The organism is Nitrosomonas cryotolerans ATCC 49181 (genome assembly GCF_900143275.1).
Taxonomy (GTDB): domain Bacteria; phylum Pseudomonadota; class Gammaproteobacteria; order Burkholderiales; family Nitrosomonadaceae; genus Nitrosomonas; species Nitrosomonas cryotolerans.
This window is the reverse complement of the sequence record NZ_FSRO01000001.1, coordinates 583,444-606,367: the sequence shown is the minus strand read 5'-3', so window position 1 is coordinate 606,367 and position 22,924 is coordinate 583,444. Positions and strand designations below refer to the sequence as shown.

Annotated in this window: 18 protein-coding genes, 1 tRNA gene and 1 pseudogene; 4 read left to right on the top strand and 16 right to left on the bottom strand. The window is 44.3% G+C overall.

All coding sequences use genetic code 11. The features are described from left to right. Positions 1–8: 8 nt before the first annotated feature. Entirely contained in the window at positions 9–2,516 is a 2,508-nt protein-coding gene (locus tag BUQ89_RS02670) for a hypothetical protein (protein WP_028460943.1), read from the bottom strand. A 1,088-nt stretch (positions 2,517–3,604) separates the two neighbouring features. On the opposite strand from BUQ89_RS02670, the gene BUQ89_RS14095 reads away from it, so the two are divergent. Then, positions 3,605–3,793 (top strand): hypothetical protein, encoded by a 189-nt coding sequence (locus BUQ89_RS14095; RefSeq protein ID WP_036572662.1) that lies wholly within the window; start codon positions 3,605–3,607, stop codon positions 3,791–3,793. Between the two features lie 401 nt (positions 3,794–4,194). On the opposite strand, the gene BUQ89_RS02660 is transcribed toward BUQ89_RS14095, so the two are convergent. Both BUQ89_RS02660 and BUQ89_RS02655 read right to left on the bottom strand, forming a co-directional pair. Then, positions 4,195–4,464: a hypothetical protein gene (locus tag BUQ89_RS02660; protein ID WP_036572660.1), complete on the bottom strand. Its 270-nt coding sequence runs from the start codon at positions 4,462–4,464 to the stop codon at positions 4,195–4,197. A 258-nt stretch (positions 4,465–4,722) separates the two neighbouring features. Further along, a complete protein-coding gene (locus BUQ89_RS02655) occupies positions 4,723–5,931 on the bottom strand; it encodes a hypothetical protein (RefSeq protein WP_028460941.1) in 1,209 nt (402 codons plus the stop codon). Between the two features lie 404 nt (positions 5,932–6,335). On the opposite strand from BUQ89_RS02655, the pseudogene BUQ89_RS02650 reads away from it, so the two are divergent. After that, positions 6,336–6,683, top strand: a pseudogene (locus tag BUQ89_RS02650) (IS5 family transposase); the annotation flags it as partial. 329 nt (positions 6,684–7,012) lie between these two features. Here the strand turns inward: BUQ89_RS02650 and BUQ89_RS02645 are convergent. The 5 genes from BUQ89_RS02645 to rpsU form a co-directional block, all read right to left on the bottom strand. Beyond that, positions 7,013–7,089: transfer RNA gene (locus tag BUQ89_RS02645), tRNA-Ile, on the bottom strand. 32 nt (positions 7,090–7,121) lie between these two features. After that, positions 7,122–9,098, bottom strand: coding sequence for an RNA polymerase sigma factor RpoD (gene rpoD, locus BUQ89_RS02640; protein ID WP_074202642.1), 1,977 nt, complete (start codon positions 9,096–9,098; stop codon positions 7,122–7,124). A 346-nt stretch (positions 9,099–9,444) separates the two neighbouring features. Continuing rightward, entirely contained in the window at positions 9,445–11,250 is a 1,806-nt protein-coding gene (gene dnaG / locus BUQ89_RS02635; RefSeq protein ID WP_028460939.1) for a DNA primase, read from the bottom strand. A gap of 304 nt (positions 11,251–11,554) precedes the next feature. Further along, positions 11,555–12,001, bottom strand: a complete 447-nt coding sequence (locus BUQ89_RS02630) for a GatB/YqeY domain-containing protein (protein WP_028460938.1) — start codon at positions 11,999–12,001, stop codon at positions 11,555–11,557. A gap of 248 nt (positions 12,002–12,249) precedes the next feature. Beyond that, positions 12,250–12,462 carry a 30S ribosomal protein S21 gene (gene rpsU / locus BUQ89_RS02625; RefSeq protein WP_028460937.1) on the bottom strand — a complete coding sequence of 71 codons (213 nt, stop codon included), beginning with the start codon at positions 12,460–12,462 and terminating at the stop codon, positions 12,250–12,252. A 147-nt stretch (positions 12,463–12,609) separates the two neighbouring features. On the opposite strand from rpsU, the gene tsaD reads away from it, so the two are divergent. Then, positions 12,610–13,650 (top strand): tRNA (adenosine(37)-N6)-threonylcarbamoyltransferase complex transferase subunit TsaD, encoded by a 1,041-nt coding sequence (tsaD, locus tag BUQ89_RS02620; RefSeq protein ID WP_028460936.1) that lies wholly within the window; start codon positions 12,610–12,612, stop codon positions 13,648–13,650. A 2-nt stretch (positions 13,651–13,652) separates the two neighbouring features. On the opposite strand, the gene plsY is transcribed toward tsaD, so the two are convergent. After that, positions 13,653–14,267: a glycerol-3-phosphate 1-O-acyltransferase PlsY gene (gene plsY / locus BUQ89_RS02615; RefSeq protein WP_028460935.1), complete on the bottom strand. Its 615-nt coding sequence runs from the start codon at positions 14,265–14,267 to the stop codon at positions 13,653–13,655. A 111-nt stretch (positions 14,268–14,378) separates the two neighbouring features. On the opposite strand from plsY, the gene BUQ89_RS02610 reads away from it, so the two are divergent. Further along, positions 14,379–14,741, top strand: coding sequence for a dihydroneopterin aldolase (locus BUQ89_RS02610; RefSeq protein ID WP_028460934.1), 363 nt, complete (start codon positions 14,379–14,381; stop codon positions 14,739–14,741). A 181-nt stretch (positions 14,742–14,922) separates the two neighbouring features. Here the strand turns inward: BUQ89_RS02610 and BUQ89_RS02605 are convergent, their stop codons facing one another. The 7 genes from BUQ89_RS02605 to BUQ89_RS02575 form a co-directional block, all read right to left on the bottom strand. Next, positions 14,923–17,103, bottom strand: a complete 2,181-nt coding sequence (locus BUQ89_RS02605) for an HAD-IIB family hydrolase (RefSeq protein ID WP_028460933.1) — start codon at positions 17,101–17,103, stop codon at positions 14,923–14,925. Between the two features lie 2 nt (positions 17,104–17,105). Beyond that, the gene (locus tag BUQ89_RS02600; protein WP_083399500.1) at positions 17,106–18,056 is read right to left on the bottom strand and encodes a carbohydrate kinase family protein; all 951 of its coding nucleotides are present in this window, start codon (positions 18,054–18,056) and stop codon (positions 17,106–17,108) included. Between the two features lie 336 nt (positions 18,057–18,392). After that, on the bottom strand, positions 18,393–19,652 hold the full coding sequence (locus tag BUQ89_RS02595; protein ID WP_028460931.1) for a glycosyltransferase: 1,260 nt from the start codon (positions 19,650–19,652) through the stop codon (positions 18,393–18,395). Next, positions 19,646–20,521, bottom strand: a complete 876-nt coding sequence (locus BUQ89_RS02590; protein WP_028460930.1) for a hydrolase 1, exosortase A system-associated — start codon at positions 20,519–20,521, stop codon at positions 19,646–19,648. Before BUQ89_RS02590 ends, BUQ89_RS02595 begins: the two co-directional genes overlap by 7 nt. Further along, the gene (locus BUQ89_RS02585) at positions 20,518–21,369 is read right to left on the bottom strand and encodes a hydrolase 2, exosortase A system-associated (RefSeq protein WP_028460929.1); all 852 of its coding nucleotides are present in this window, start codon (positions 21,367–21,369) and stop codon (positions 20,518–20,520) included. The genes BUQ89_RS02590 and BUQ89_RS02585 overlap by 4 nt, the downstream gene beginning before the upstream one ends. Beyond that, the gene (locus tag BUQ89_RS02580) at positions 21,366–21,617 is read right to left on the bottom strand and encodes an acyl carrier protein (RefSeq protein WP_028460928.1); all 252 of its coding nucleotides are present in this window, start codon (positions 21,615–21,617) and stop codon (positions 21,366–21,368) included. Before BUQ89_RS02580 ends, BUQ89_RS02585 begins: the two co-directional genes overlap by 4 nt. A 249-nt stretch (positions 21,618–21,866) precedes the next feature. Further along, positions 21,867–22,904 carry a GNAT family N-acetyltransferase gene (locus BUQ89_RS02575; RefSeq protein WP_051537522.1) on the bottom strand — a complete coding sequence of 346 codons (1,038 nt, stop codon included), beginning with the start codon at positions 22,902–22,904 and terminating at the stop codon, positions 21,867–21,869. Positions 22,905–22,924 lie beyond the last annotated feature (20 nt).

Here is a 22,924-nt window from a genome sequence, read left to right as displayed (position 1 = left end):
CCTTACAATCAGAAGGTTTTCAGAAATTCAATCAATGCGAACTTATCTTCATCGTTCAATCCTGGTTCTACTCCCAAGTAGTCTGTACCGAAATAGTGACCCTTATTCACCACATAATCAGGACACTTGCTAACTTTAATTAGCGGATCTAACAAATTAGCAAATACTTGCCTAGCTTGCTCATCAGTCGCATTTTCCGGGAGAGCTTTTAGATCTTTTTTCAATTTCAACAACACTTTAAATACTTTGTCTCGTTGCTCCATATCTATATTAGAAATCAAGCTTACAGGGGTCCCCTTTGGAATAGGACCAATCTGTATTCCATCATCACTAAATATCCAAGGAAGCCAACGGCTGAGTATTCCTGTCAAAGGTTGTAGAAAATCAGGTAAGTAGCCTGAGTCTATTTTTACGAAACTTGTGACCGTAGTCCCATCAATCTCACCTGGATGAGTCTTACCAGATTTGGTAATCACCGTAAAATTGCCATTACGTTTTTCAGGCCATAAAAGCTGTTCGATAGAATTATTGAAAGAGGCCATCCGATCATCCACCGAGCCTGACCACTTGAACTCGCCCAATGTGTTGTTGAGTAGAAACGGGGCTGAAGACCACACACTGATCAATGACGCAGGTCGAGTGTATCCCACACCGCCGGCAGGTAGCGTGTATTGCGATGCTTCCCCTGTATAGGGATTCTGCACAATCATGGCACCGACAGAAGGTAGATTTTTATAGGAAGCCGAGGAAAAGTTGTCCCAGATGTTTCCTTTCACAGCATTGGTTGCCAATGGACTGCAAGCATTTGTTTCCAAATGGGTTACGGGAATTCGAATTTCTGTCGAAAGAAAATTATTTTCTAAGAAATTATCAGCTTTAACAATTTCTTGCATTTTCTCCTTGAATTCATCGGATTTAGTCCAATCCCAGTAATTACTCCAGCATTTTAGATAATTACCATTTATGCAACCATTATCAGGGAAAAAATCAAATGCTTTATCGGGTAACTTACTTGAATGACAACGCGCACAAGTCTCAGCGAATACTTGCTTGCCTCGATCCAACACAGCAACATCATCAGTCAGGTGGACAGAACCCCCAGCTGCATCTTTTAAATAATCCGGACGCGCCGAGGCAAGTAAGAATAATGCAAGATCAGGTGTTTGCATTTCATTCGCATTCCAATAACTGGAGTTTTCTCTCGCCACTTCAATTTCAAAGGGAGTAATTTTCTTACCTCCCACCAAAGGTCGGAAGTGCTGTAGCCATTCTTGGCTAAATAAACCAATATTGATATAGACTCGATTAAGAGCACCCAATGCGCCTACAGAGTCAGCGCCATCTTTCAAAACTCTTGGTGTAAAAACAGTTTCTGGTTCTTTATAGAATTGATTAAGGGCACTATTTTCAGGTATACCATCCAATTGATTGAATTGCTTGTTATTCAGACTACCATCCCTTAGTATTTCTTTACCCAGTTTTGTCGCAATTTCAAGTCGCGCTCCTAGATTATATATTGCGTTCATAGTTCGAGGATTATTAATATAATCTGAGGAAATGAAAGAAGTATCCAAGGCACCTGGTCGCGAGGTATGGAATAGTTGAAATGCGAAATTACTCACTTCCGCATTCCACATAAAGATACGATCAATCCAGAAATATTGGGCACCAGGATTGGAGTTTAAGTTAGCCCACGTAGGATTTTCTGGATCCTTTGGCGGGTTGGTAGGATTGGGGCCCACATGACAAAAACCACAGGACATACCCACACGATATGGCTTTACCAAATCCTTTCTATTATAGTAACTCGGATCGTTGTAGTATTTCTCAGCATCCCATTCGGCTTCAGCCTTTTCATCAAAATCTGGATTGGGAAACAATCGTAAACCGACAATACCTGTGCCATAACCGTAGTAGGAGCCTACGGCTATATTTTTTCCCCTGGCTCCAATTTCGATTCCAGGATATTTTTCAGCATTTTCAAATGGATCCAACTCACAACTTGAATCACGTTGATCCAAATATAAACCGTAACGATCTTCTCGCGGCTTATCACCTTTGGTATAACATGGCTCATTAACCAGGCCTAAATATTGCCACCGGTTATCGCGACTGAACTTTAAGTTAGGATGATTTGAAAGGGTTTTCAGAAAATCGAGGTTTCCAAAGCTAGCCCTGGAAAGCTCATCCCAAAGCGCGTCATTACCAGCAGTCCAAACTATCCAATTATTGCGACCTCGAATAATTGCATTAGCGGCATCTTCTTCTGAGACGCCAGGAATAAATGGAGTAAGGCGTTTTACAATTTCTGCTGGATCTTTACTAATTCCATAATCCATATCCACAAAATAGTCTTCAGTAGCACTCTGTAAAGTATCAGCAGTTCTCCCTACACAAAGCGCTTCATCGAGAATTTCTCCTGATTTATCTCCACATATACTTGAATTTGTGCAAGCTTGCAGCATTAGTGCAAGCAAAGAAAGCAAAGTCAATAACCACAAACGTGTACTTTTCATCGTCAGCCCCCTGTTATCCCTATCCCGTATGAAGAGCAATTACATCTACTTATATTTATTTACTTACACCTATTTATGCTCACTTTTCGTATAGCATTCATAATAGGGTGCCTCTAAAAATTAATTATCGTTGCGCAATCCCTTTACCCCAACTCGATCAAACTTCCTATGAACTTTATTGGGGAAAACAAACGACAGAAACAAAATAAGTGTCAGAGTCCTATATATATTTCTGAGGTAATACAATAATATGCCCCTAGGAGAAAAATAATATAAGCAAAATACCTATTTTAGTCTAAAGGGCATTTCTAAAAATCCAAGTAACAAAATTAGACAACTCGGTGAGGCATGCTGTTATTTTTAGCCAAAGCACGATAACGCATTGTATTAAATATATAATACATGGGATATGTTTTCCGATATGAGACTTAATCATGCAAGCCAGTCTTTTTGACCTTGAGAATCGATACGATCAGTTAAACAAGCTAAAAGACTCGTTTGCGAAACTAAATCATGTAATGGGGCTGTCTCGTAATAACATTTTCCAAAATTTCAGGTGTTAATAATCAATAAGTTGTATAGTAAAAAACGGGTAAACCCTACATTACGAGACAGTCCCGTAATCGATTGGAGCCTATTCGCAGATCTTCTCGCCGAAGCAACCAAGAAGCACGGCCGGGCACAAACCCTTTGATGATCGAGTGATGCTATTTAAGATTCTGGTATGCAAAGAATGAACAATCTGTCGGGCGATCGTTTGAAGTATCCAGTTTGGAATCACTTGAGTTTCATGTGGTTTTTGGAATTTGATTTGACAGAGATAGGGCCCGATACAAAGACTATGTGGGTGTGGGAATTTCGAGAAGAGCTGAAAAAAAACCATCTGCTTGAGCGCCTGTTTGTAAGATTTGATGCGTGTTTACGGGCGTTAGATGTAGAATTGAAGTCAGATCAGATCATTGGCGCGGCCTTTGTTGCCGTACTCAGACAGCGCAATACGTGCGATAAAAACAAGATTATCAGAGAAGGGCCGTTCCGATTAAATGGGGGCATAACCTCCACAAACGTGTGCAGAAAGATACCGAAACATGTTGAACAAGGAAGAGCAGAGTCCTTATGGCTACAAAGATCACGCCAATGTCGATCAAGACACCAAGCTGATAACCGCGTGGAAAATTACTTCAGCAAAAAAACCAGTGCGTGCGCGGGGCGAACATGTGTTTGGGTCGATTACGAATGAACTGGGCGGGATTACTATTCGCACCAAGGTGATATGAGAACAGAAGTGCAAGTAGCGTTGCTCGATCTAGTTTATAACATCAAACGAGACCTTTGCAAAAATCCCCAAACGTGGACGGCGCTGATTCGTAGAGGATAATTTCAGCTTCGATAGAGTCATTGCGCCTGAAATAGCCTAAAAATGACAGAACCGAAAGAGTAACAGCTAAATATTATCTTGATTTAAAGAAAGCCTCTAATTAGCCGACAAAAGAAATCGATTGAAATCGCTTCCCGGGCTGGGTTGATTTGCTCTTTTTAGGTGTCTTTAGAGGCGCCCTTAAGCGCCTGCGTCCGAGAGAGTTTCGATCGATAGCTTACAGTTAGAGCGTCGAATCGTATCTTTAAAGATCGGGAGAACGACAACGCCCGATTCACAGCTTCGACCATTGGCCTCCGCTCAGAGGGCCCGTATCTCGCCTGTAATCTCACCAACCACGGGGAAGCCGCCGACTGTTGCCGGTAGCTGGGAAAGCACACGCTGGTCCACAACGTAGACCACGATTCCATCCTTCCCATCCGCTGTTTTCATCATTCCCACGCCCTTTACACCATCGCGATGCATCAACTGACGCTCAGCTTCGACGAAGGCGTTTTGGATTCCATCGGACCCAGCCTGCCTGTGCTCGCCTGGGTTGTAAGATAACGCTGCATTCTCATCTTGGTTCATGCAAAACTCCATTTGTGTTTTTTCGCGCGCTTCCTAAGAAATAGTGTCTTGCACAGATCAAACGATTGGTTGCGTTAAGCGAATCTCAGAGAAAATCGGGTAACTGCACATTTACATTTCGATGAATAATACTGCGAAACCTACAAAAAATCAATTTACCGAGCACGTTGTGCGCATGTCACCGCTAAGCACATCGAATCTACATGCAAGGTTACACGAGTACTGTTGGATTGCAGCACGTGATCGTCAGTGCAAATCTCAGCTTTCCTCAAGCAACGTAATGTCAAGCGCCGCGACCACACGAGACATTCGGTTGCAGAACGTGGTACCGCCACCGCCGGCAAAAAGCAAACCAACGGGTGACAAGCGGGCGTTCCATTCCCAGACAAATGAACCGGAGTCGCCGCCCGCGGAAAAGTCTTCAGAGGTCACCGACCGAACCGAGAACTGATCGCGGAAGTGCGCTATCTTCGGTACACTAGGTGTGCCGTAATTAACGTTGACCGCCACGCCTGTACCCCGAATAGTGCCTTTTCTTAGATCGGTTGTGCGGCCCGTCTTACCTACTACCATATCGGCGCGCGGGTCGATAACGGTGTTTCCGATCTTAAAAAATCGCGGAGTCGAACCTCCCCCGTGGTAAACGTGATCGCGCCTAACGAGGTGAGGCCAGCACCAGCCGGTGGCACAGTCGATAAAGTTCGCCGCGTTGGCGCTAAAATCAATAGTTACAAATCGCTCAAGAATTGCGATACGATCAGCCGAGTTCACGCCACCGTCAACCCGGCCGGACTGGATGATCGAGTCACCGAAACGGGCGTTGTTTGAGTTGGCGAGTACGTGATTGTTTGAGATCATCAGCAGGCGCCGAACGCGATCGCCGCGACCGCGGGCCCAACCACCAATTGTGCCGGCCGTAATACTGAAATGTCCGACCGAGACGCCGGCCGGCGCCGACCGAAATTTCGATCGATTTGTCGTATACGCCTCGATTGGCCCCGTGACCTCAACCTCGACCGGCAGGTCATCGTTGGACGCCGCCCAGACACCCATCGTGTCGACGATCTCACGTCGCACCTGCTCTTCATTTGCTTCGTTCTCAACATAAACAATCAGGCTCGCTTGCCCGGGGATACCACTGGAAAGACCAACGCCAAGCACGCCGGCACTGTCAATGTGCCGGGCACCCGCCAGCGACATCGCATTGGACGAAGCAGCCTCGGCCAGCCTCTGCTCGATCATTTCCTTGACACTGTTCATCCTTTGAACGGCAGCACTCGATTCAATGTCGCCGCCGTTACCGCCACGGTCACCTCCGCCGAGGGTGGGCGGATCAAATACCGAATATGATCCGCTTGCCTGATCTTTCGGCATCGGAGGCGTATCAAACTGGCCGCCGCCCTGTTGTGGAGAAGAAGACGATCCGATTTCTGCGTTTTCACCATTGTTGCTCTCATTGCTGTTCATGATTTCCTCCTAAGTGATGGATTAGTTACTGAAACCGGCCTGGCGACCCAAGTTCGTCCCTATAAAGTGGGCCGCCACAAGCTTTTTAGCCTTAAGGGTGCCTCTAAAAATTAATATCCGCCGCGCAATCTCTTCACCCAACCCAATCAAACCTCCTATGAACTTTATTGGACAAAACAAACGACAGAAACAAAATAAGTGTCGGAAGTCTTACATATTATATTTTTGAGGCAATACAATAATATGCTTCCAGAAGAAAAATAATATAAGCAAAGCGCCTATTTCAGTGTAAATAATGTAATCACGAAATAAAAAAATTTCATATGGCAGGCATAATGAAACTTTTATAAAAGCCCTCGTTAGTAGTTTTAGACTATTGATTATAAATAGTGAATTTTTCAACTATTGGGGTTTTTCAAAAGCCTCATAATGTATTGGATGAAGTATGGGCACTGCTTAAGACTCATTTGCCTGTTTGCCAAGGCGTTGGGGGAGGAGCAGCTAAAGATAACTACCGGTTTATTAATGCTATTTTCTGGATCATACGCACGGGCACACCGTGGCGGGGTCTGCCGCCAGGTTATGGGGGTTGGAGCGACACGCACCGCCGTTTTATCCGTTGGTGCGACAAAGGCATCTGGGAAAAATTACTAGAAATCTTGATTGACGATCCGGATTACGAATGGCTTATGATTGATGCCAATCACTGCAAGGTTCATCCCCATGCCGCCGGGGCCAGGGGCGAAAATCAGATGTATCGCTCCCTCCGAACAAATATCTTGAGACTTTTCCAAAAATCCCCACCAGAAGTTTAAGACCGCTGCATAACTGGTTATCTCGGGCTGGGCAAGGTTTTAAGTGTTTGATTTATCAATGCTGCAAGTAATCAGAACAGCTTAAAAACACAGTTATGCAGCGGTCTTAGTTTTATGCTATTGATTATAAATGGTTAATTTTTCAACTATTGGGGTTTTTCGAAGGCTTCGACTGGATTATTTGGTTTCTAACGTCTTTGATGGCGCAATTTTGTCACATCAATTAAAAAAAGAGGCTAGAGAAACTCTCTAACCTCTTGTTTATTTGGTGGGTCTGGCTGGACTCGAACCAGCGACCAAGGGATTATGAGTCCCCTGCTCTAACCAACTGAGCTACAGACCCTATTTGGCTTTAATCTTTAGAACCGGATTATATCAGCTTCCGGTGTCCAGGAAACTACGTAATCGTTCGGAACGTGCCGGATGACGTAATTTACGCAATGCTTTTGCTTCAATCTGACGAATACGTTCACGCGTAACATCAAATTGTTTACCGACTTCCTCCAGTGTATGGTCTGTATTCATCTCAATGCCAAAACGCATACGCAGTACTTTTGCTTCACGCGGAGTAAGTGAATCCAGTATATCTTTAGTTACGCCTCTTAAGCTCGCATATACTGCCGCATCTGCCGGAGCCATAGTTGCAGCATCTTCAATGAAATCACCAAGATGTGAATCTTCATCATCACCAATCGGAGTTTCCATAGAAATAGGTTCTTTAGAAATCTTGAGAATTTTACGGATTTTCTCCTCTGGCATTTCCATTTTCTCCGCCAATACTGCTGGTTCCGGTTCCTGCCCCGTTTCTTGCAGAATTTGACGAGAAATACGGTTCATCTTATTAATGGTTTCGATCATGTGTACCGGAATACGGATAGTACGCGCCTGATCTGCAATCGAGCGCGTAATAGCCTGACGTATCCACCAAGTTGCATACGTCGAGAATTTATAACCACGGCGATATTCAAATTTATCCACCGCTTTCATCAAACCAATATTTCCTTCCTGAATCAAATCCAAGAATTGCAATCCGCGGTTAGTATACTTCTTAGCAATAGAGATCACCAGTCGTAAATTAGCTTCTGTCATCTCGCGCTTAGCTCTGCGTGCTTTTGCCTCACCCGTTGACATCTTGCGGTTAATTTCTCTCAAATCTTTGATTGAAATACCAATTTGTTCTTTTAATGCCAATAAATTCTGCTGTTGCTCCATAATCGCAGGTCGATAATGCTCCAGTGCCTGACTATATGACTTAGCCGATGCAATCTCTTGCGTGATCCAATCCAGATTGGTTTCATTACCAGGGAACGTTTTAATAAAATAATTGCGCGGCATTTTTGCCTTAGATACACAAAGCTCCATTATTTTACGTTCATAATCCCGCACATCACTGACTAATGCACGCTGTGTATTACACAGTTTCTCGACCATTTTCGCAGAAAAGCGAATGGCCATTAACTCAGACGAAAGCTTCTCCTGCAGTTCTTTATAGGCCTCATTATAAGGACCTTCTTTTTCCAGAATCGCTTGCATGGCATGATAGACTTCACGAATGGCCACAAAACGTTCCAGAACATCACTCTTCAATTTCAGTAAATTCGCATTGGCTACGGCGGCGCCATCCTCATCTTCCATATCACCGGAGTCTAATTCCTGCTCCAATGACTCATCAAAAACTTCATCATTAATAATATCTTGCGCATTCGCATCAAGCAATCCATCTACTAACTCATCAACACGTAAGGTATCTTCCTCAACTTCTGTTGCCAGATCAAGAATGCCAGAGATAATAGTGGGGCATGCCGAAATAGCTTGAATCATATGCCTCAGGCCGCCTTCAATCCGTTTGGCAATTTCAATCTCGCTCTCACGAGTCAGCAAGCCGACTGAGCCCATCTCCCGCATGTACATACGTACCGGATCAGTTGTTCGACCAAACTCAGAATCCACGGTGGAAAGCGCTGCTTCCGCTTCTTCAGCCACATCCTCGTCCGCGACCGTCGTTGCCGCATCAGACATTAATAATGTTTCTGCATCGGGCGCTTCATCATGTACAGAAATGCCCATGTCATTAATCATACTGATGATGCCTTCAATCTGCTCGGCATCCAACATATCATCCGGAAGATGATCATTAATTTCAGCATAAGTTAAATAGCCACGCTCCTTTCCCTGCACAATCAATCTCTTCAGGCGCATACGCCGTTCTTCAATATCCTGTGGTTTCGCATCCGCACCTGGTGGCGTATTTGAAACAGACTCCAGATTATCCACTTGCTCTTTAGTAACCGAAGATTTCGCCTTTTTTGGTAACTTGGCTTTTGTCTTTTTTATTAGGGTATCAGGTTCCATATCCTTGACTGTAATCACTGCTTTAGCAATTTCTGTGACACTGACGCGACTCGATGTTTTGCGCGTTGTTCCACTCGTAGCCGTAGAAACTTTAGTCACTGTTTTCTTTGCAATAGCCTTGATTGTCGTTTCCTCGACTTTAGCTGTTGATTTCTTATTTCCTTTCTTTGCCACTAATCTACCAGCATTTTTTATTTTTTCTTCAGTTGCCGCCTTACCTTCTGTTTGCCCTGCATCGACCACTTTAATCTTTGACATTTTGAGTTCCAAGTAGTATGGATAAATGAATACCTGAAAATTTCCGGATTATATCAAAATTTGATATAACTGACATCTCGTTATTAATTCAGGACACCGCCAATCTCTGAAGTTCTTTCCGTTCCTCGACGGTCAGCATATTCAGAGGCTTACTGTGTAATTCTGTCATACGTTGTTTACGCTGCACCTCTCGCAGCTTCATCTGCGCACCAAAAAATTCGGCTTCCAAATCAATCGTCTCTTTCCATCCCAGCATCTCACTCTCCATTTTCTCTAGTAAGGCTCTGTGAGGGCTGTCACAGAAATAGGTTGCGATTGAAAATGCGGGCAGGTCTCCCACATTCTTGAAATGGACATCAAGAAACGCAATAAGTGCCCGCAATGCATTTATTTCCTCATTATCCTCTTCAAATTTCACAAACAGGTTTCTGTCCAGTTTTTGAATATAAGCTGGACTGTACAACAGTATTAAAATCAGCCAATAATAAGGTGTGACCGGCTGCTGACGTAACACACTGGGTCGAACACGAGCAGACGACTCAGATCCACGTTTTATTTGCAATAATATTTCTAACTCATTCTGACTGGCACCCGTCAACTCGGCCAGGCGCTTTATCAGCATTAATGCCAGCGTAGGTGCCGCAATCTTCTCAATTAATGGTTTGGCATCCCGCACTAACTTTGCACGACCCTCGCTCGTTTTTAGATCATTCCCTTTCAGTAAAGTTTGAAATAAAAATTCAGATAAGGGCAGTGCACTCCTGATTAATGCTTCAAAAGCTTCTTTCCCGGATTTATGAATATAGCTATCCGGATCTTCGCCTTCTGGCAGAAATAGAAAACGAATCACCTTGCCATCTACCAGCTGCAATAAACTATTTTCCAATGCCCGCCATGCCGCTTTTTTACCAGCTTTGTCACCATCAAAACAAAAAATCACGTTATCAGTCTGACGCAAAAGCTTTTGTACATGATAATCTGTAATCGCCGTACCCAGCGCAGCTACTACATAATTAACACCATGCTGGGAAAGCGCTATTACATCCATATATCCTTCTACAACGACAATGCGTCCTGCTTCACGAATGGCTTTACCTGCAGAGAAGAGATTGTAAAGCTCGCGGCCTTTCTCAAATAATGAGGTCTCAGGCGTATTGAGATATTTAGGCTCACCCTGTTCTAATATGCGCCCGCCAAAACCGATGATCCGAGCTTTCTGGTTAAGAATCGGAAACATAATACGATTACGAAAACGATCATAATCCTTGCCATTATCACCTTTGACCATTAATCCCGCCTGAACGAGCAATTTTTTTGTGGCTTCTGACTGGTAATCAGGGAATGCTGCCGACAGGTTTTGCCAGCCAGCAGGCGCATAACCGATCGCAAAGCGAGCAGCTATTTCACCTGTCAGGCCGCGTTTCTTTAGATAAGCAATCGCTTCGTTAGAAGTCTTGAGTTGTTCTCGATAAAACCGGGTTGCAACAATGATCGTTTCATACAAGCGTTGTGAAAACGCTTCCGGACTATTTTCCTCATCCGTCATCCCTGGCGAGAGAAAACCAGATTCAAGCACCCTCCTTTCCGAATATGAATCAGCCTGCTCCGCCGGCACTTCCATACCAGCCTGTGCAGCCAAATCGCCCACCGCTTCAACAAAAGCCCGGCCATTATATTCCATCAAAAAACTGATCACATTTCCATGCGCGCCACAGCCGAAACAATGGTAAAACTGTTTAGCCGGACTCACTGTAAATGAAGGCGTTTTTTCGCTATGAAAAGGGCAGCAAGCAATATAATTGGCACCAGCTTTCTTGAGCGGAATCACTCGATCAATGACATCAATAATATCCGAGCGACCCAGTAAATCATGAATAAAAGACTGAGGAATCATTTATCGAAAATCAACCAATAATGTTCGATCAGGACTAAATTGATATATTCCCTCTGCCTAAAGTCAGGTGTTTTCTATCGCGCTCAAGCCATGAACCCGATTTACCTCGGTGGATTCTCGCTTCATCAGGCAAGCCTGGCTTAGACCATTCCATCACAGGCTTTAATTTTCGCATACTTTACGGTACTGCATGCTGCCATTGCGCTGCTCTGATAAACTGAATTCTACGATACAGCGAGTGAATAAGCTTAAACTATATATCTAGGTAAGCGCTCAAAACGAAAGAAAGACTCAGGAATTAAATTCAGATAGCAATCCTTGTTTTGACAAGTGCAGATACTCTAGCCATATCCGCTCGCCCTGCCAGTTTTGGCTTTAATATTGCCATCACCTGCCCCATATCCTTCATTGTCTTAACACCCGTAACAGCAATAGCCTCATCAACCATACACTCAATCTCTACATCGCTTAATGGTTGCGGCATATACGCCTGCAGTATGGAAACTTCATCGCGCTCTATTGTAGCCAGATCCATACGTTCTGCAGCTTCATACTGAGTAATAGAATCTTTCCTTTGCTTAAGCATTTTTTCAAGCACAGCCACAATGGCACCATCATCTAGTTCAATACGCTCATCGACCTCACGCTGCTTAATAGCAGCCTGCAATAACCGGATAGTATCACGCCGCTTAGTATCCCCAGCGCGCATGGCAATTTTCAAGTCTTCAGTAATTCTTTGCCTTAGATTCATAATAAAAGTTATTGATTCAGACTACCAAAATGCTACCGTTTAATTACCCCATCTATTTTCATTGAGCATCAACTCCAGTGCCGTTGGCATGAATGTCGACAACAAATTCAAGCTAATATCTGATCATCAAGAATATTAAGGATAAAAAAGACTGCTATCTAATCCAGGAGTAGTTTACCTAAACCCAAGATACCATAATCTGTTGCAAAAACAGAGCGGCTACATCTTGTTGCGAGTACCTATTCGGATTAATAAAGCTTAGGTGGTAGCAACTGACTGCGCAGACGTTTATAATTGCGCTTCACTGCGGCGGCAAGCTTGCGCTTACGTTCGGCAGTTGGTTTTTCATAGAATTCACGAGCACGCAACTCTGTCAGCAATCCCGTTTTTTCTATGGAACGCTTAAAACGGCGCATGGCAACTTCAAACGGTTCGTTTTCCTTGACTTTAATAGTAGTCATAAATGTATCAATTCCTCCGGTTCTAGATATTTAGATAAGATATCGTGAAAATTCACTCGTTACACCAAATTAACGGACGCAACAAAAAGCCTGCTATTATAGCATTATGGACTTCGTTATAAAAGAGTCACTACTCTACTATTTCCAATGATCGTACTGGGCATCGAAACATCCTGCGATGAAACAGGTATCGCTCTCTACCACACAGAATACGGCCTGCTAGGTCATACGCTTTATTCGCAAATTGAGATGCACAATGAATATGGTGGTGTCGTACCAGAGCTTGCATCGCGCGATCATATTCGACGAGTGTTGCCGCTCATAAAGCAAACTCTGCTCAAAGCAGAACGGCATTTACACGACATTAATGCCATTGCCTACACTCAAGGTCCCGGCCTGGCCGGTGCGCTGTTAGTTGGAGCAAGTATTGGTACTGCACTCGGCTTCGCATTAAATATTCCGGTACTGGGCATACATCATCTTGAAGGCCACCTTTTGTCGCCCCTGCTATCCAAACCTTCTCCTTCATTTCCATTCGTAGCACTACTGGTTTCTGGAGGTCACACTCAATTAATGCAGGTAAATGGTATTGGGTTATATAAATTATTGGGCGAAACCGTGGATGATGCAGCAGGCGAAGCTTTTGACAAGACAGCAAAACTATTGGGGCTAGGTTATCCGGGCGGTCCTGCATTATCAAAACTTGCGATGCAAGGCCAATCAGGACGCTTTAAACTTCCCCGCCCAATGCTCAATAGCGGCAATTTAAATTTTAGTTTCAGCGGCCTAAAAACAGCCGTACTCACGCTCGTCAGCAAACATGACTGCTTGACACAACAAATGCGGGCCGATATTGCATTGGCTTTTCAAGAAGCAGCCGTAGCGGTATTAACAGAGAAAGCACTGGCAGCGTTATCACAAACTGGCTTAACACAACTGGTCGTAGCCGGAGGAGTCGGCGCCAACAGCCAATTGCGCCGCAGTCTCACAAATCGGGCAGCGGCGATAGGTGCAACCGTTTTCTATCCGGAACTTGAATTCTGTACAGATAACGGCGCTATGATTGCATTTGCTGGCGCAATGCGATTACAAACAGCCGATAATGGGAGCCAGCAGCCCAGCAGCAGTTTTACCGTGAAACCTCGATGGGATTTAGAAATGCTGACAGCACCAACCCCTAAACAATAAAGCTACGCGAGCTTATTCTCGCCAATTCTACCTTCTTTACCTGCAATCAGATTAGCAATATTCGATTTATGGCGCCAAATAAGCAGCAGTGACATCACCAAGACTGCCACCGTACTTACCTCAAAGCCAAGTATCATCAGTGCGTAAAAAGGAACAAGCATTCCTGCAACCAATGCCGATAAAGAAGAAATACGCCAGATTACCGCAACTAAAGCCCAGGTCACAATTGCCAACAAGCCCACCCATAGATTTAATCCCAACAAGACGCCTACTGCCGTTGCGACGCCTTTACCCCCCTGGAAACGTAGAAATATGGGAAAAACATGACCCAGAAAAACGGCCAACGCCACTATGGCAGTCACTTCGTGACCCAGCCCCCACAAAGGTCCAAAATGTTGTGCCAGACCTACTGCCAGCCAGCCTTTTCCCGCATCACCCAATAGCGTTAATACCGCCGCCGCTTTCTTCCCACTACGCAACACATTAGTTGCGCCTGGGTTTCCTGAACCATAAGTTCGGGGGTCCGGCAATTTAAAAACCCAGCTCGATATTACCGCAAAGGAAATAGATCCCAGCAAATATGCCAATAACATGGAAATCAGAATTAATACGATCATTAGGGTTAGCACCACTTTTACAAATAGAATAGAATCTCGGTTGATTTACACACAAAACTTCTTTCAACATACATTAAAAATAATTTACCTACATTAAATTCATCCCAAATAATGGACATCATTTTTCTTCACGACTTTAAAGCTAAAACCTTAATTGGGATTTATCCCTGGGAAAAAAAGGTTGCGCAAACCATTCAGCTCGATCTGGAAATCGCGCTTCCTGAGAACCATGCCTGCCAAACAGATAACTTTGACGATGCACTGGATTATGCAGTCATTGTCGAACGGATCCATCATATCCTGGCAGAGAAACACTTTTCTCTACTAGAAGCATTAGCCGAGCACATTGCACAAACCATTTTGACAGAATTCAAATCGCCATGGGTTAAAGTCAGTGTAGCAAAACTCGGTATTATACGTGGCGTAAAGAAACTGGGCGTCTGTATTGAACGAAAGTCGACACTGACCATCTAGGTTTATCTAACCAGGTTCATCCACTTGTCTTGCCTATTATAGAAGGCTACTACACACACGAAAATTTCCAAAGTTACTCAAAGCTACTTATGGCCAGCCCTCGAATCTCCAGGTAAAACATCGATTCGTTCATCAACCCGTCTTTAGAATAAGCCAGTTATTCACAAAACAGTGCATTATGCTACGTAGAGGGGACTGCCTGTTTTGCCGGGATTTCATCGAAACCATAATGATTGAGACCTTCCATGATTCCACTGGCATAATTATTACGAGCGAAATAAACATGCTCCATATCTCGTAATGACTCAAGCTCGGTACTGTAATTACCCACCACAATCGCCTTCGTATCACCTATTAGCATTTCCTTATCATTGCCAGAATCACCCGCTACGAGAAAATTACATAGCGGAAGCCCCCATTTATAAGCTAGATAACGAATAGCCAACCCTTTTGAAGCGCGTATCGGGAGCACATCAATAAACTGCTGGTGTGAATAGACAAACTTAGCATGCAATTTTCGTTCGCGCAGATGACGATAAAGACTTTCTAAAGACGGCACCCGGTCTGATTTTACGTTATAGCTTAATTTAAATTCGCGTTGATTATCCAATGTTTGCAACTCAAGCTCCGGAATCTCATGCAACGCCTCTGCCAAAGCTGCTCGTCGCCACAGGTGGCATATGTGACGAGCCCAGCCTTGATCCGCGCGAAGTTGTGATCCGTAATGAATCTCGCTACCAACCGAAGTTATTAGTACATTCGGTATTGGAATATCCGCTTTTTTAAGTAATGCTATTGTGCTTTCCAGAGAACGACCCGTCGCAACACCAAAAGCAACTGAGCCAGTACGTTGATACAACCAGGAAATGAGTGCCTCCAAACCAGCTTTACAGCCGATCAAAGTATTATCAATATCGCTGATCAGCACGCGTTGCACAAGCGGCAGAGGAGATTTTCCATCATTCAGAGAAAATGCATGCTGCCGACGCAATCGTTTACGCTCACGATGCAAAAGATGAGAAGCCAGCTTGATATACTTGGCCACATGCGCTTCCCAGCTATAGTGGTACTTTAACCCCGCTATACCATTCCTGGCCCACTGACGCCACTGTGTTTTATCTTCTAATGCCCTGTTTAATGCCGATGCAATTGCACTAGAATCCAGCGTATTCACCAATAATCCATTACGGCAATTGCCCAGAATATCCTGGGGGCCACCATCATCTGGCGCAATCACCGGCAGGCCACTTGCCGCAGCTTCTATCAATGTCAGCCCAAAAGGTTCAGTCAGTGCTGGATTTACAAATAGGCCATAACGGCTGGCTGCTAATCGATATAAATCCGACACGTCATCTGAAGACAAATGCTTTGGAATGGCTATTTTTCCCCATAAATCATAACGATCGATATCCAGCAAAAGATCACAGAGAATTTTCCGTTGCGCTTCTTCCAGATCACGAATATCATCGCGATTCCCTGCTACAATAACAAGATTCGCACTTGCTTGAAGTCGCTTATCTTCACCATAGGCTTTTAACAACCCTTTCAGATTTTTACGTGCATCAGGACGACATATGGTTAGAATCAAAGGCTTTCCGGGGTTCGACAAAAAGCGATCTATTTCTCCTTCGAGCCTGGCATCCGGCTTCCTGCGGCTCACCATTGAGAAACGGGAGGTATCGATTCCTGGTGGTATAACGGCATAATGTCGCGATCGATCATTATCATACATACCATATTGATCCGTCACTTCCTGTTGCGTACTGGTTACTATCAGTGAAGCATGGGACAATATCGCTTCCTCTGTGGCGATACGCCGGGACAGATGAAATTGCCTCTCTATGGCCGCTTCTTTACGACCACTGGCTAACAATCGCTCACGCTTCGAACGTCCTAACGAATGGCCCGTATGAATCAGGGGAATGCCCAGTAAAAGTGAAAGTTGCTGTCCTACGTAACCTGCATCAGCATAATGTGTGTGAATCAGATCAGGCAAAAGACCTTGATGACGCAAAAAATGCAGACAGCGATCAACCATTTGATCCAGATGTGGCCATAACAGCTCTTTGCGCAGATAACGTTTGGGTCCACAAGGTAACCGTAAAATACGCGCGCCATAGCCAAGATCTTCCTCCGATTGCGCATAATCAACAGATACCTGTGGATCCTGAATTTGGCGCGTCAACAAATCTACTTTAGCCACGCCACGATGGCGAGATAGTGCGCGAACCAACTCAACCACATAGGTTGTTTGCCCGCCCGTATCGGCATCTCGTCCCAACTCCAGGTCATGACCACGAATCAAACCATGCACACTCAGCATTAAAATATACAATGACTTTTGACTTCTGGGTAATTCCATACTTATTCTCCCCACTCATCAAGAAATGAATGATAGAACGCCTGATTCGCCGGAACTGCACCACGTATTCCGCACAAAGCCGCAGCAAACGCATTGGCTCTCGACAAGGTCAGTGTCTTTGACCAACCACGTAACGTGCCTGTAATAAAAACAGCTGTAAAACCATCACCGGCTCCTACGCTATCAACGACCTTAGTATTTGCAGCACCTTGCTGATGGCATTTCTCACCCACAGCATCAAGTTGCCAGGCACCTTCTGCGCCACAAGTAACAAGCAATCGCTCTAATGAGAACAGCTGGATTATCGATGTGGCCTGCTCGTGCGCACTATTCCCCGATACGTGCAGTAATCTCGCTATCGTTTCCAGCTCACCTTCACTCATTTTAACGATATCTGCATGATGCAGAGAATCCTCGATTATTTGCTTGGTATACCACGGTTCACGTAAATTAATATCTAACACGCGGGGTGTCCTGGTATTCCGCAGCATCTCGTTTAACGCCTGGCGCGAAACCCGATGACGTTGCGCCAAGGTACCAAAATAAATTAATCCTGGATTGGCTGACAGAACAAGCTGACAGGCTTCCTCCGATTGAATAAAATCGTAAGCCTGGTCTGAAGGAATATGGAAAGTATGCTCCCCTGCTTCGATTTGCACCATCACTTGCCCGGTTTGATGCACCGAGTCCTGTTGCACACCTGAAGTTGCCATGCCCATACGTACCATGCAGGCAAGCAATTCCTCTCCCAGTTTATCGTTACCAACTCTCGTAATCAGCAACGGAAATAAGCCAAATGCCTGCAAATGTCTCGCAACATTAAACGGAGCACCCCCTAAAACTGTTCGATCAGGAAAAACATCTGCCAATATCTCTCCTACCAGAACGACAACATCTCTCTGGGGTAATCCAGAAAATGAGTCCGATATCGTTAAGTCTTTATTTTTAACCATAGGTTATAAAAATCCTACTCTTGTTGCATCAGTAAAGCAACAATCTGAACGCGTGTATCCAAGATCCAAGGAGTACCGCGCGAAACAGAGGAACTTTAGATATCTGCGATCATCAGAAAAGGGGACACGATTCTGATCGGATGGCTGATTTATCAGATAAAACAATAAATTCAGAATCAGTCAGCTATCATTTTATTTACAAAATTCAGGAATGCGCCTGATCAAATAATGATACAGCGTTATCAGCCATAACAACTTGATTATTTCCAACCCATAAACCAGAGCATAATTTTTATGGCTGATTAAATTGCACTAAAAGATAGCTTGCATGAACGATTAACCCATTCTTTTTTCTGTCATCACTTCATCAAGAAGCTTCGCAAGCGCCTGAGTTCTCGCTTTCCTGGAATTGGAGTGGACTTTTTCTGCTAATGCAACCGGAGCTTGATTGCTTTTCACTAAGGCGATAAAACGGGGCAGGATTCGTTTAATAAGTACCACTGAATCCAGCGGTGCAATTGTATCAATGCCGATACTGGTCAATGCCGCTGCAGTATCTCCATCGGGATCAGTCAAAGCTAGAATCGGACGGTTCGCACGCAGATACTCATACAGTTTTGCGGGAATTTGGTTGTTACAGTTTGACGCCTGAAGAATTAATAATCCGTCAGCAGTCAACATTTCAGATAGGGCCTCCTGGTAAGCAACAGGAGGTTCAAGTGAGACAATAGCATCAATATGATATTGAGCAATCAACTGAATCAGGTATGCATCATTACATGTAGCACGTAAGGTTAGCCTGAAGTTATCCGCAGCAATAATGCCTTCTTGCAGCAGTTCCGACAGGGCTGTAAATAACGGAATAGGATCTCGTTCAGAAGAATAAACAATACCACTATGCAATAGCCGAAATGGCTCGTTTTTCGATACTTCCTTAGCAACAATTCGATCAACCTGAGTAAAATCTTCCTCATCATAGCCATTTTCAATAAGACGAAATCGTGATGAGGGCACTTTCGGGAACCTGGTTTGATAATCCTGACGAGTGCCAGGCGTTGTAAAGACAGCTCGGGCACAGTGAGCGATTGCTTTTTGTTCAACCCACTGGTAAGTTTTATAAGTGAGTGGGTCAGACGGATATCCAATTTGAACCATCGGGTCTCTGAAATCTGAAATCCATGGAATACCCGTCAAACGATGGAGGCTCAGACCAATCAAATGAGCAGTCGCAATGGGATAGGTAGACCAAATTACCTCGGGTCGATATTTTCGTATCAGATACAATCCCAATGGAACGGCCCCAAGCCACCATGTAATCCATCGATCAGGTTGGGCCAGGATGCCAGGGTAACGCCTCATAAAAGATAAATGCCTGGCCGTATCTAAAGCAAAAGCACGATGTACAATCGTTTGTTTCGAGATTTTTTCGAGCAAATCACTACTGGTATCTGAATAGGCCTGTGTTTGAGCCGTCAGCACAATAGGCTCCCAGTTAAAATCGGACAGGTATTGAGAAAATTTTAATGTACGCTGAATACCGCTACTGCCGCGCAAAGGAGGATAATGGTAAGCGATCATTAAAACACGCTTCACCATGACTTAATCCAGTCTCGCGTCCAGCTAGCTACCTGATCACGCCATTCGCGACGAGAAAAAGTATGGTTCGCCTCCGCCAGGTTAAACTGTTTAACATGAGAACTACTTAAATATTTTTGCCAGCTTGAGGACCCTTTAACCAGATCCAGAAACTCTTGTGCTGTCAGGTCGTTGCCACTGGTAATAACCAGTATTCTTCCCTTGAATCGACTCAAACCATGAAGCATGCGATCAGGTAATGGCATCCGCATATCGGATGCATTACCCACACCATTTTCTGTTGTCATTGCCAATTCTTTATTTTTTGACAAACTATTCCTGGTTAATTTAAGAAAAGATCGGATGGTGGCAATATAGTTGAATCGACCACGCCCTATTTTCTTCCAGAATTCGAGAGTAAACAGACGAGTGAGATAGTAGTGTTTCAAATAAGCCCGGGCCATTCCCTGCTCTGTTCTTACCCAAGGATTCAGCAACACTAATCCCGTAATACGTTGATCCTGATGCGCGTAAAAGAGCGCCGCTGAAGCAGCATCGCACAATCCCCATATAACCACTTCCTTTAGGGAGGCCACCTCCTTAAAAAACTGTTCGACCGCATAATGGATGTCTTCTTCTACAGCCTCAAAGGTTCTCATTTCACCCTCGCTATCTCCCATTCCGCGGAAGTCAAAACGCATAACCGGTATGCCTTGAGCAGCGAGGTAACGAGCAAGTAAGGTGAACTGACGATGGCTGCCCACTCGATACTGCGGCCCCCCTACTACCAGCAGCACACCTTTGGAAGCAGCCTGTTCAGGCAAGCTCAGAATGCCATACAGCCAAGAATCATGATGACTGAAACGGAGTGCACGCTCTTTGAAACTCATACAGCTACAACAGCACAGTGTGTGAGCGTGGCAGATATCAATTCAGGACATTCTGTAATCTCCTGCGCAGCCCAGAAGGGCAAACAAACCACATGATGTACCTGTAAATTATTACCTGTATTTTTCCAGGCACTCGCTATTCTGGCACTAGCCGGTGCCATCGGGCGCCCTGCCTCCGCCGCTATTTCAAACCAATAAACAACCCCATTTGTTATCATTAGCTCAGTCAACGATAAATTATCAATGGCCACAACCAAGTCTGACGCAAGCTCATACCCCGCCACTTCAAGTAAATGACCTGCCGAAGCAGACTCACGCATAGTCTGCACGCTTATCTTCTTTTCAGTATCACCGCTCAATATTTTACTGGCCAGCTGTAATCGCAAGAATTGTGTTAAAAACAATTTACCATTGATTACTGGCTGCCATAAAACAATCTTATCTATTGCTTTCTCTGAATCTTTAGCAAAATCCAGCGCAAGGAGCGCACCTAAACGGAGCCCCCATAAGCTAATGGGCCCAGCCGTACGCTGTTCAATCCACTCCCTTGCTGCTGCCAGGTTCTGTTTCCATATAGCCCAGCGCGCATCCTTGAACTCACCACTGCTATCCCCGCAACCAAACAGGTCTATTTGCAGGACACCATAGCCCATCGCAGCGAATTTTCTAGCCTGCAATGCAGCCATCCGCCTTGATTTATTCATTTCATCCGCAAAAGGATGAATATAAATAAAGACGCCATAACAGGGCCTGTCGAAATGAGGCGCATGGTAAAGACAAAAACATTCTCCAGACTCTGTTTTTAAAAAAAACGGTTCAGCGGGGGGGCTTTCTGACAAATCATTCATTCAGCCAATTTTTGCTCGATAAAGCGGGTGAGACTACCCAAGGTTTCAAAAATCCTAGCGCTAATTTCATCATCATCAATAGCAATCCCATAATATTCTTCCAAAGTAGTGATGACATTAACAACCGCCATCGAATCCAGCTCCGGGATATTACCCAGCAATATCGAATCTTCTTCCAGGTCATTTCTTCGTTCACCAAGACAAAGCACATCAGCCAGGATATTTTTCACTTCTTCAAGATGCTGCATGATTACTCCAGAGTTAATTTGTTTGGCGGAGTGGGAGAAATATTTTTACATTCCTGCATATTATAACGGGCTCCTTTAAATAATCCTGTTTGTAAGATTATCCGGCAGAAAGACTCGGTTACGCTAATCCTCACAGCGCATTACACTTGATCTCAACATAAAAAACGCAGAATGATACTTATGTTATACAAAATAATAAATCATTCTCTTGCGCCTATGGCAATCTTTTTTTACACAAAAGATACGCTGTTACTTGATTTTCCTGAATACAGTTGTAACTGTACGTATGAAGTGACGCAGAAATAATAAAATTGTCCAGCGAAAATAATTAACATGATACATCGTACGGATTTCTTTACTCCATTTAGTATGCCAATCCATGAGTTTGCCGTAGAACTCAATTTTCTCTAATTTTTTCTCATCAAACAACTGCCTGAATTCTTCTTCGCGCATTAACAAGGCCGGCGAAGTGGTATCGCCAAGCTTTTCGTCATACGTGGTTTTCAATATGATGATGCTTGCGTTGTCCTCAATACACAAATCCATCGCAACAATTTGGTCGTTATACCAGTAACGATAAATACGCCCCTTGCCTTGACTGCAAAAAGCTTCCAGCATAGCCTGATAAAACTTTCCTTGATCATTAGCTGGATGAATCGCAGTTCCATATTTGGCTTTCCAGCCGGCACTTTCAATTTTTCCGTAGTCTATAATCACCCGCGAAACCTCATCCGGGTTGATGCTTACCTGAAGAAATGTATCTAAATGATTCTTCTCCAGTTTATTTCTCTGTTTCTTGATATTCTGTCGTAAATTCTTGCCACGCGCACGCCAGTAATCTTCAAAGTTCCCCTCAATCGTAATACTGGCTGTCTGTATATAATCAAGTGTTCTTAACTTTCCATCATCCAATGGCCGGGATATCAAATCAGGATCCTGCTGGGTTACACCCAGCACTAAGGGGAACCCGGGCAGCACTTTCATTAGCTCAGAGAGACACTGCAACCAGTCGTTGCCCGCCTTGCTAATCCACATACCGAGCGGCGCTTGGGAAGGCTGAAAAGTAGTCCATACCCAACGACTTTTCTGAATCAGAATCGCCATCGCCTGTACTTCACCTTCAATTTCACAACAAGCCAGAACTTCCTTACCGCTACTAAATGTTTCAATTAGCGGCATAACAAAACCAAGACTCAATAGTGGTGAAGCGGTCGTATTCTGATTCAGGCGCTCCCACTCATGTTGATGGTCCCTAAATTCACTAATAGGATATAGTTTCCACTTCATATTTAATGAGGTAATGAGAT

Excerpts from the sequence above, each read along its gene's own strand:
- BUQ89_RS02670 (WP_028460943.1), bottom strand. The coding sequence starts at position 2,516 with ATGAAAAGTACACGTTTGTGGTTATTGACTTTGCTTTCTTTGCTTGCA.
- BUQ89_RS14095 (WP_036572662.1), top strand. The coding sequence starts at position 3,605 with ATGTTGAACAAGGAAGAGCAGAGTCCTTATGGCTACAAAGATCACGCC.
- BUQ89_RS02660 (WP_036572660.1), bottom strand. The coding sequence starts at position 4,464 with ATGAACCAAGATGAGAATGCAGCGTTATCTTACAACCCAGGCGAGCAC.
- BUQ89_RS02655 (WP_028460941.1), bottom strand. The coding sequence starts at position 5,931 with ATGAACAGCAATGAGAGCAACAATGGTGAAAACGCAGAAATCGGATCG.
- rpoD (WP_074202642.1), bottom strand. The coding sequence starts at position 9,098 with ATGGAACCTGATACCCTAATAAAAAAGACAAAAGCCAAGTTACCAAAA.
- dnaG (WP_028460939.1), bottom strand. The coding sequence starts at position 11,250 with ATGATTCCTCAGTCTTTTATTCATGATTTACTGGGTCGCTCGGATATT.
- BUQ89_RS02630 (WP_028460938.1), bottom strand. The coding sequence starts at position 12,001 with ATGAATCTAAGGCAAAGAATTACTGAAGACTTGAAAATTGCCATGCGC.
- rpsU (WP_028460937.1), bottom strand. The coding sequence starts at position 12,462 with ATGACTACTATTAAAGTCAAGGAAAACGAACCGTTTGAAGTTGCCATG.
- tsaD (WP_028460936.1), top strand. The coding sequence starts at position 12,610 with ATGATCGTACTGGGCATCGAAACATCCTGCGATGAAACAGGTATCGCT.
- plsY (WP_028460935.1), bottom strand. The coding sequence starts at position 14,267 with ATGATCGTATTAATTCTGATTTCCATGTTATTGGCATATTTGCTGGGA.
- BUQ89_RS02610 (WP_028460934.1), top strand. The coding sequence starts at position 14,379 with ATGGACATCATTTTTCTTCACGACTTTAAAGCTAAAACCTTAATTGGG.
- BUQ89_RS02605 (WP_028460933.1), bottom strand. The coding sequence starts at position 17,103 with ATGGAATTACCCAGAAGTCAAAAGTCATTGTATATTTTAATGCTGAGT.
- BUQ89_RS02600 (WP_083399500.1), bottom strand. The coding sequence starts at position 18,056 with ATGGTTAAAAATAAAGACTTAACGATATCGGACTCATTTTCTGGATTA.
- BUQ89_RS02595 (WP_028460931.1), bottom strand. The coding sequence starts at position 19,652 with ATGGTGAAGCGTGTTTTAATGATCGCTTACCATTATCCTCCTTTGCGC.
- BUQ89_RS02590 (WP_028460930.1), bottom strand. The coding sequence starts at position 20,521 with ATGAGTTTCAAAGAGCGTGCACTCCGTTTCAGTCATCATGATTCTTGG.
- BUQ89_RS02585 (WP_028460929.1), bottom strand. The coding sequence starts at position 21,369 with ATGAATGATTTGTCAGAAAGCCCCCCCGCTGAACCGTTTTTTTTAAAA.
- BUQ89_RS02580 (WP_028460928.1), bottom strand. The coding sequence starts at position 21,617 with ATGCAGCATCTTGAAGAAGTGAAAAATATCCTGGCTGATGTGCTTTGT.
- BUQ89_RS02575 (WP_051537522.1), bottom strand. The coding sequence starts at position 22,904 with ATGAAGTGGAAACTATATCCTATTAGTGAATTTAGGGACCATCAACAT.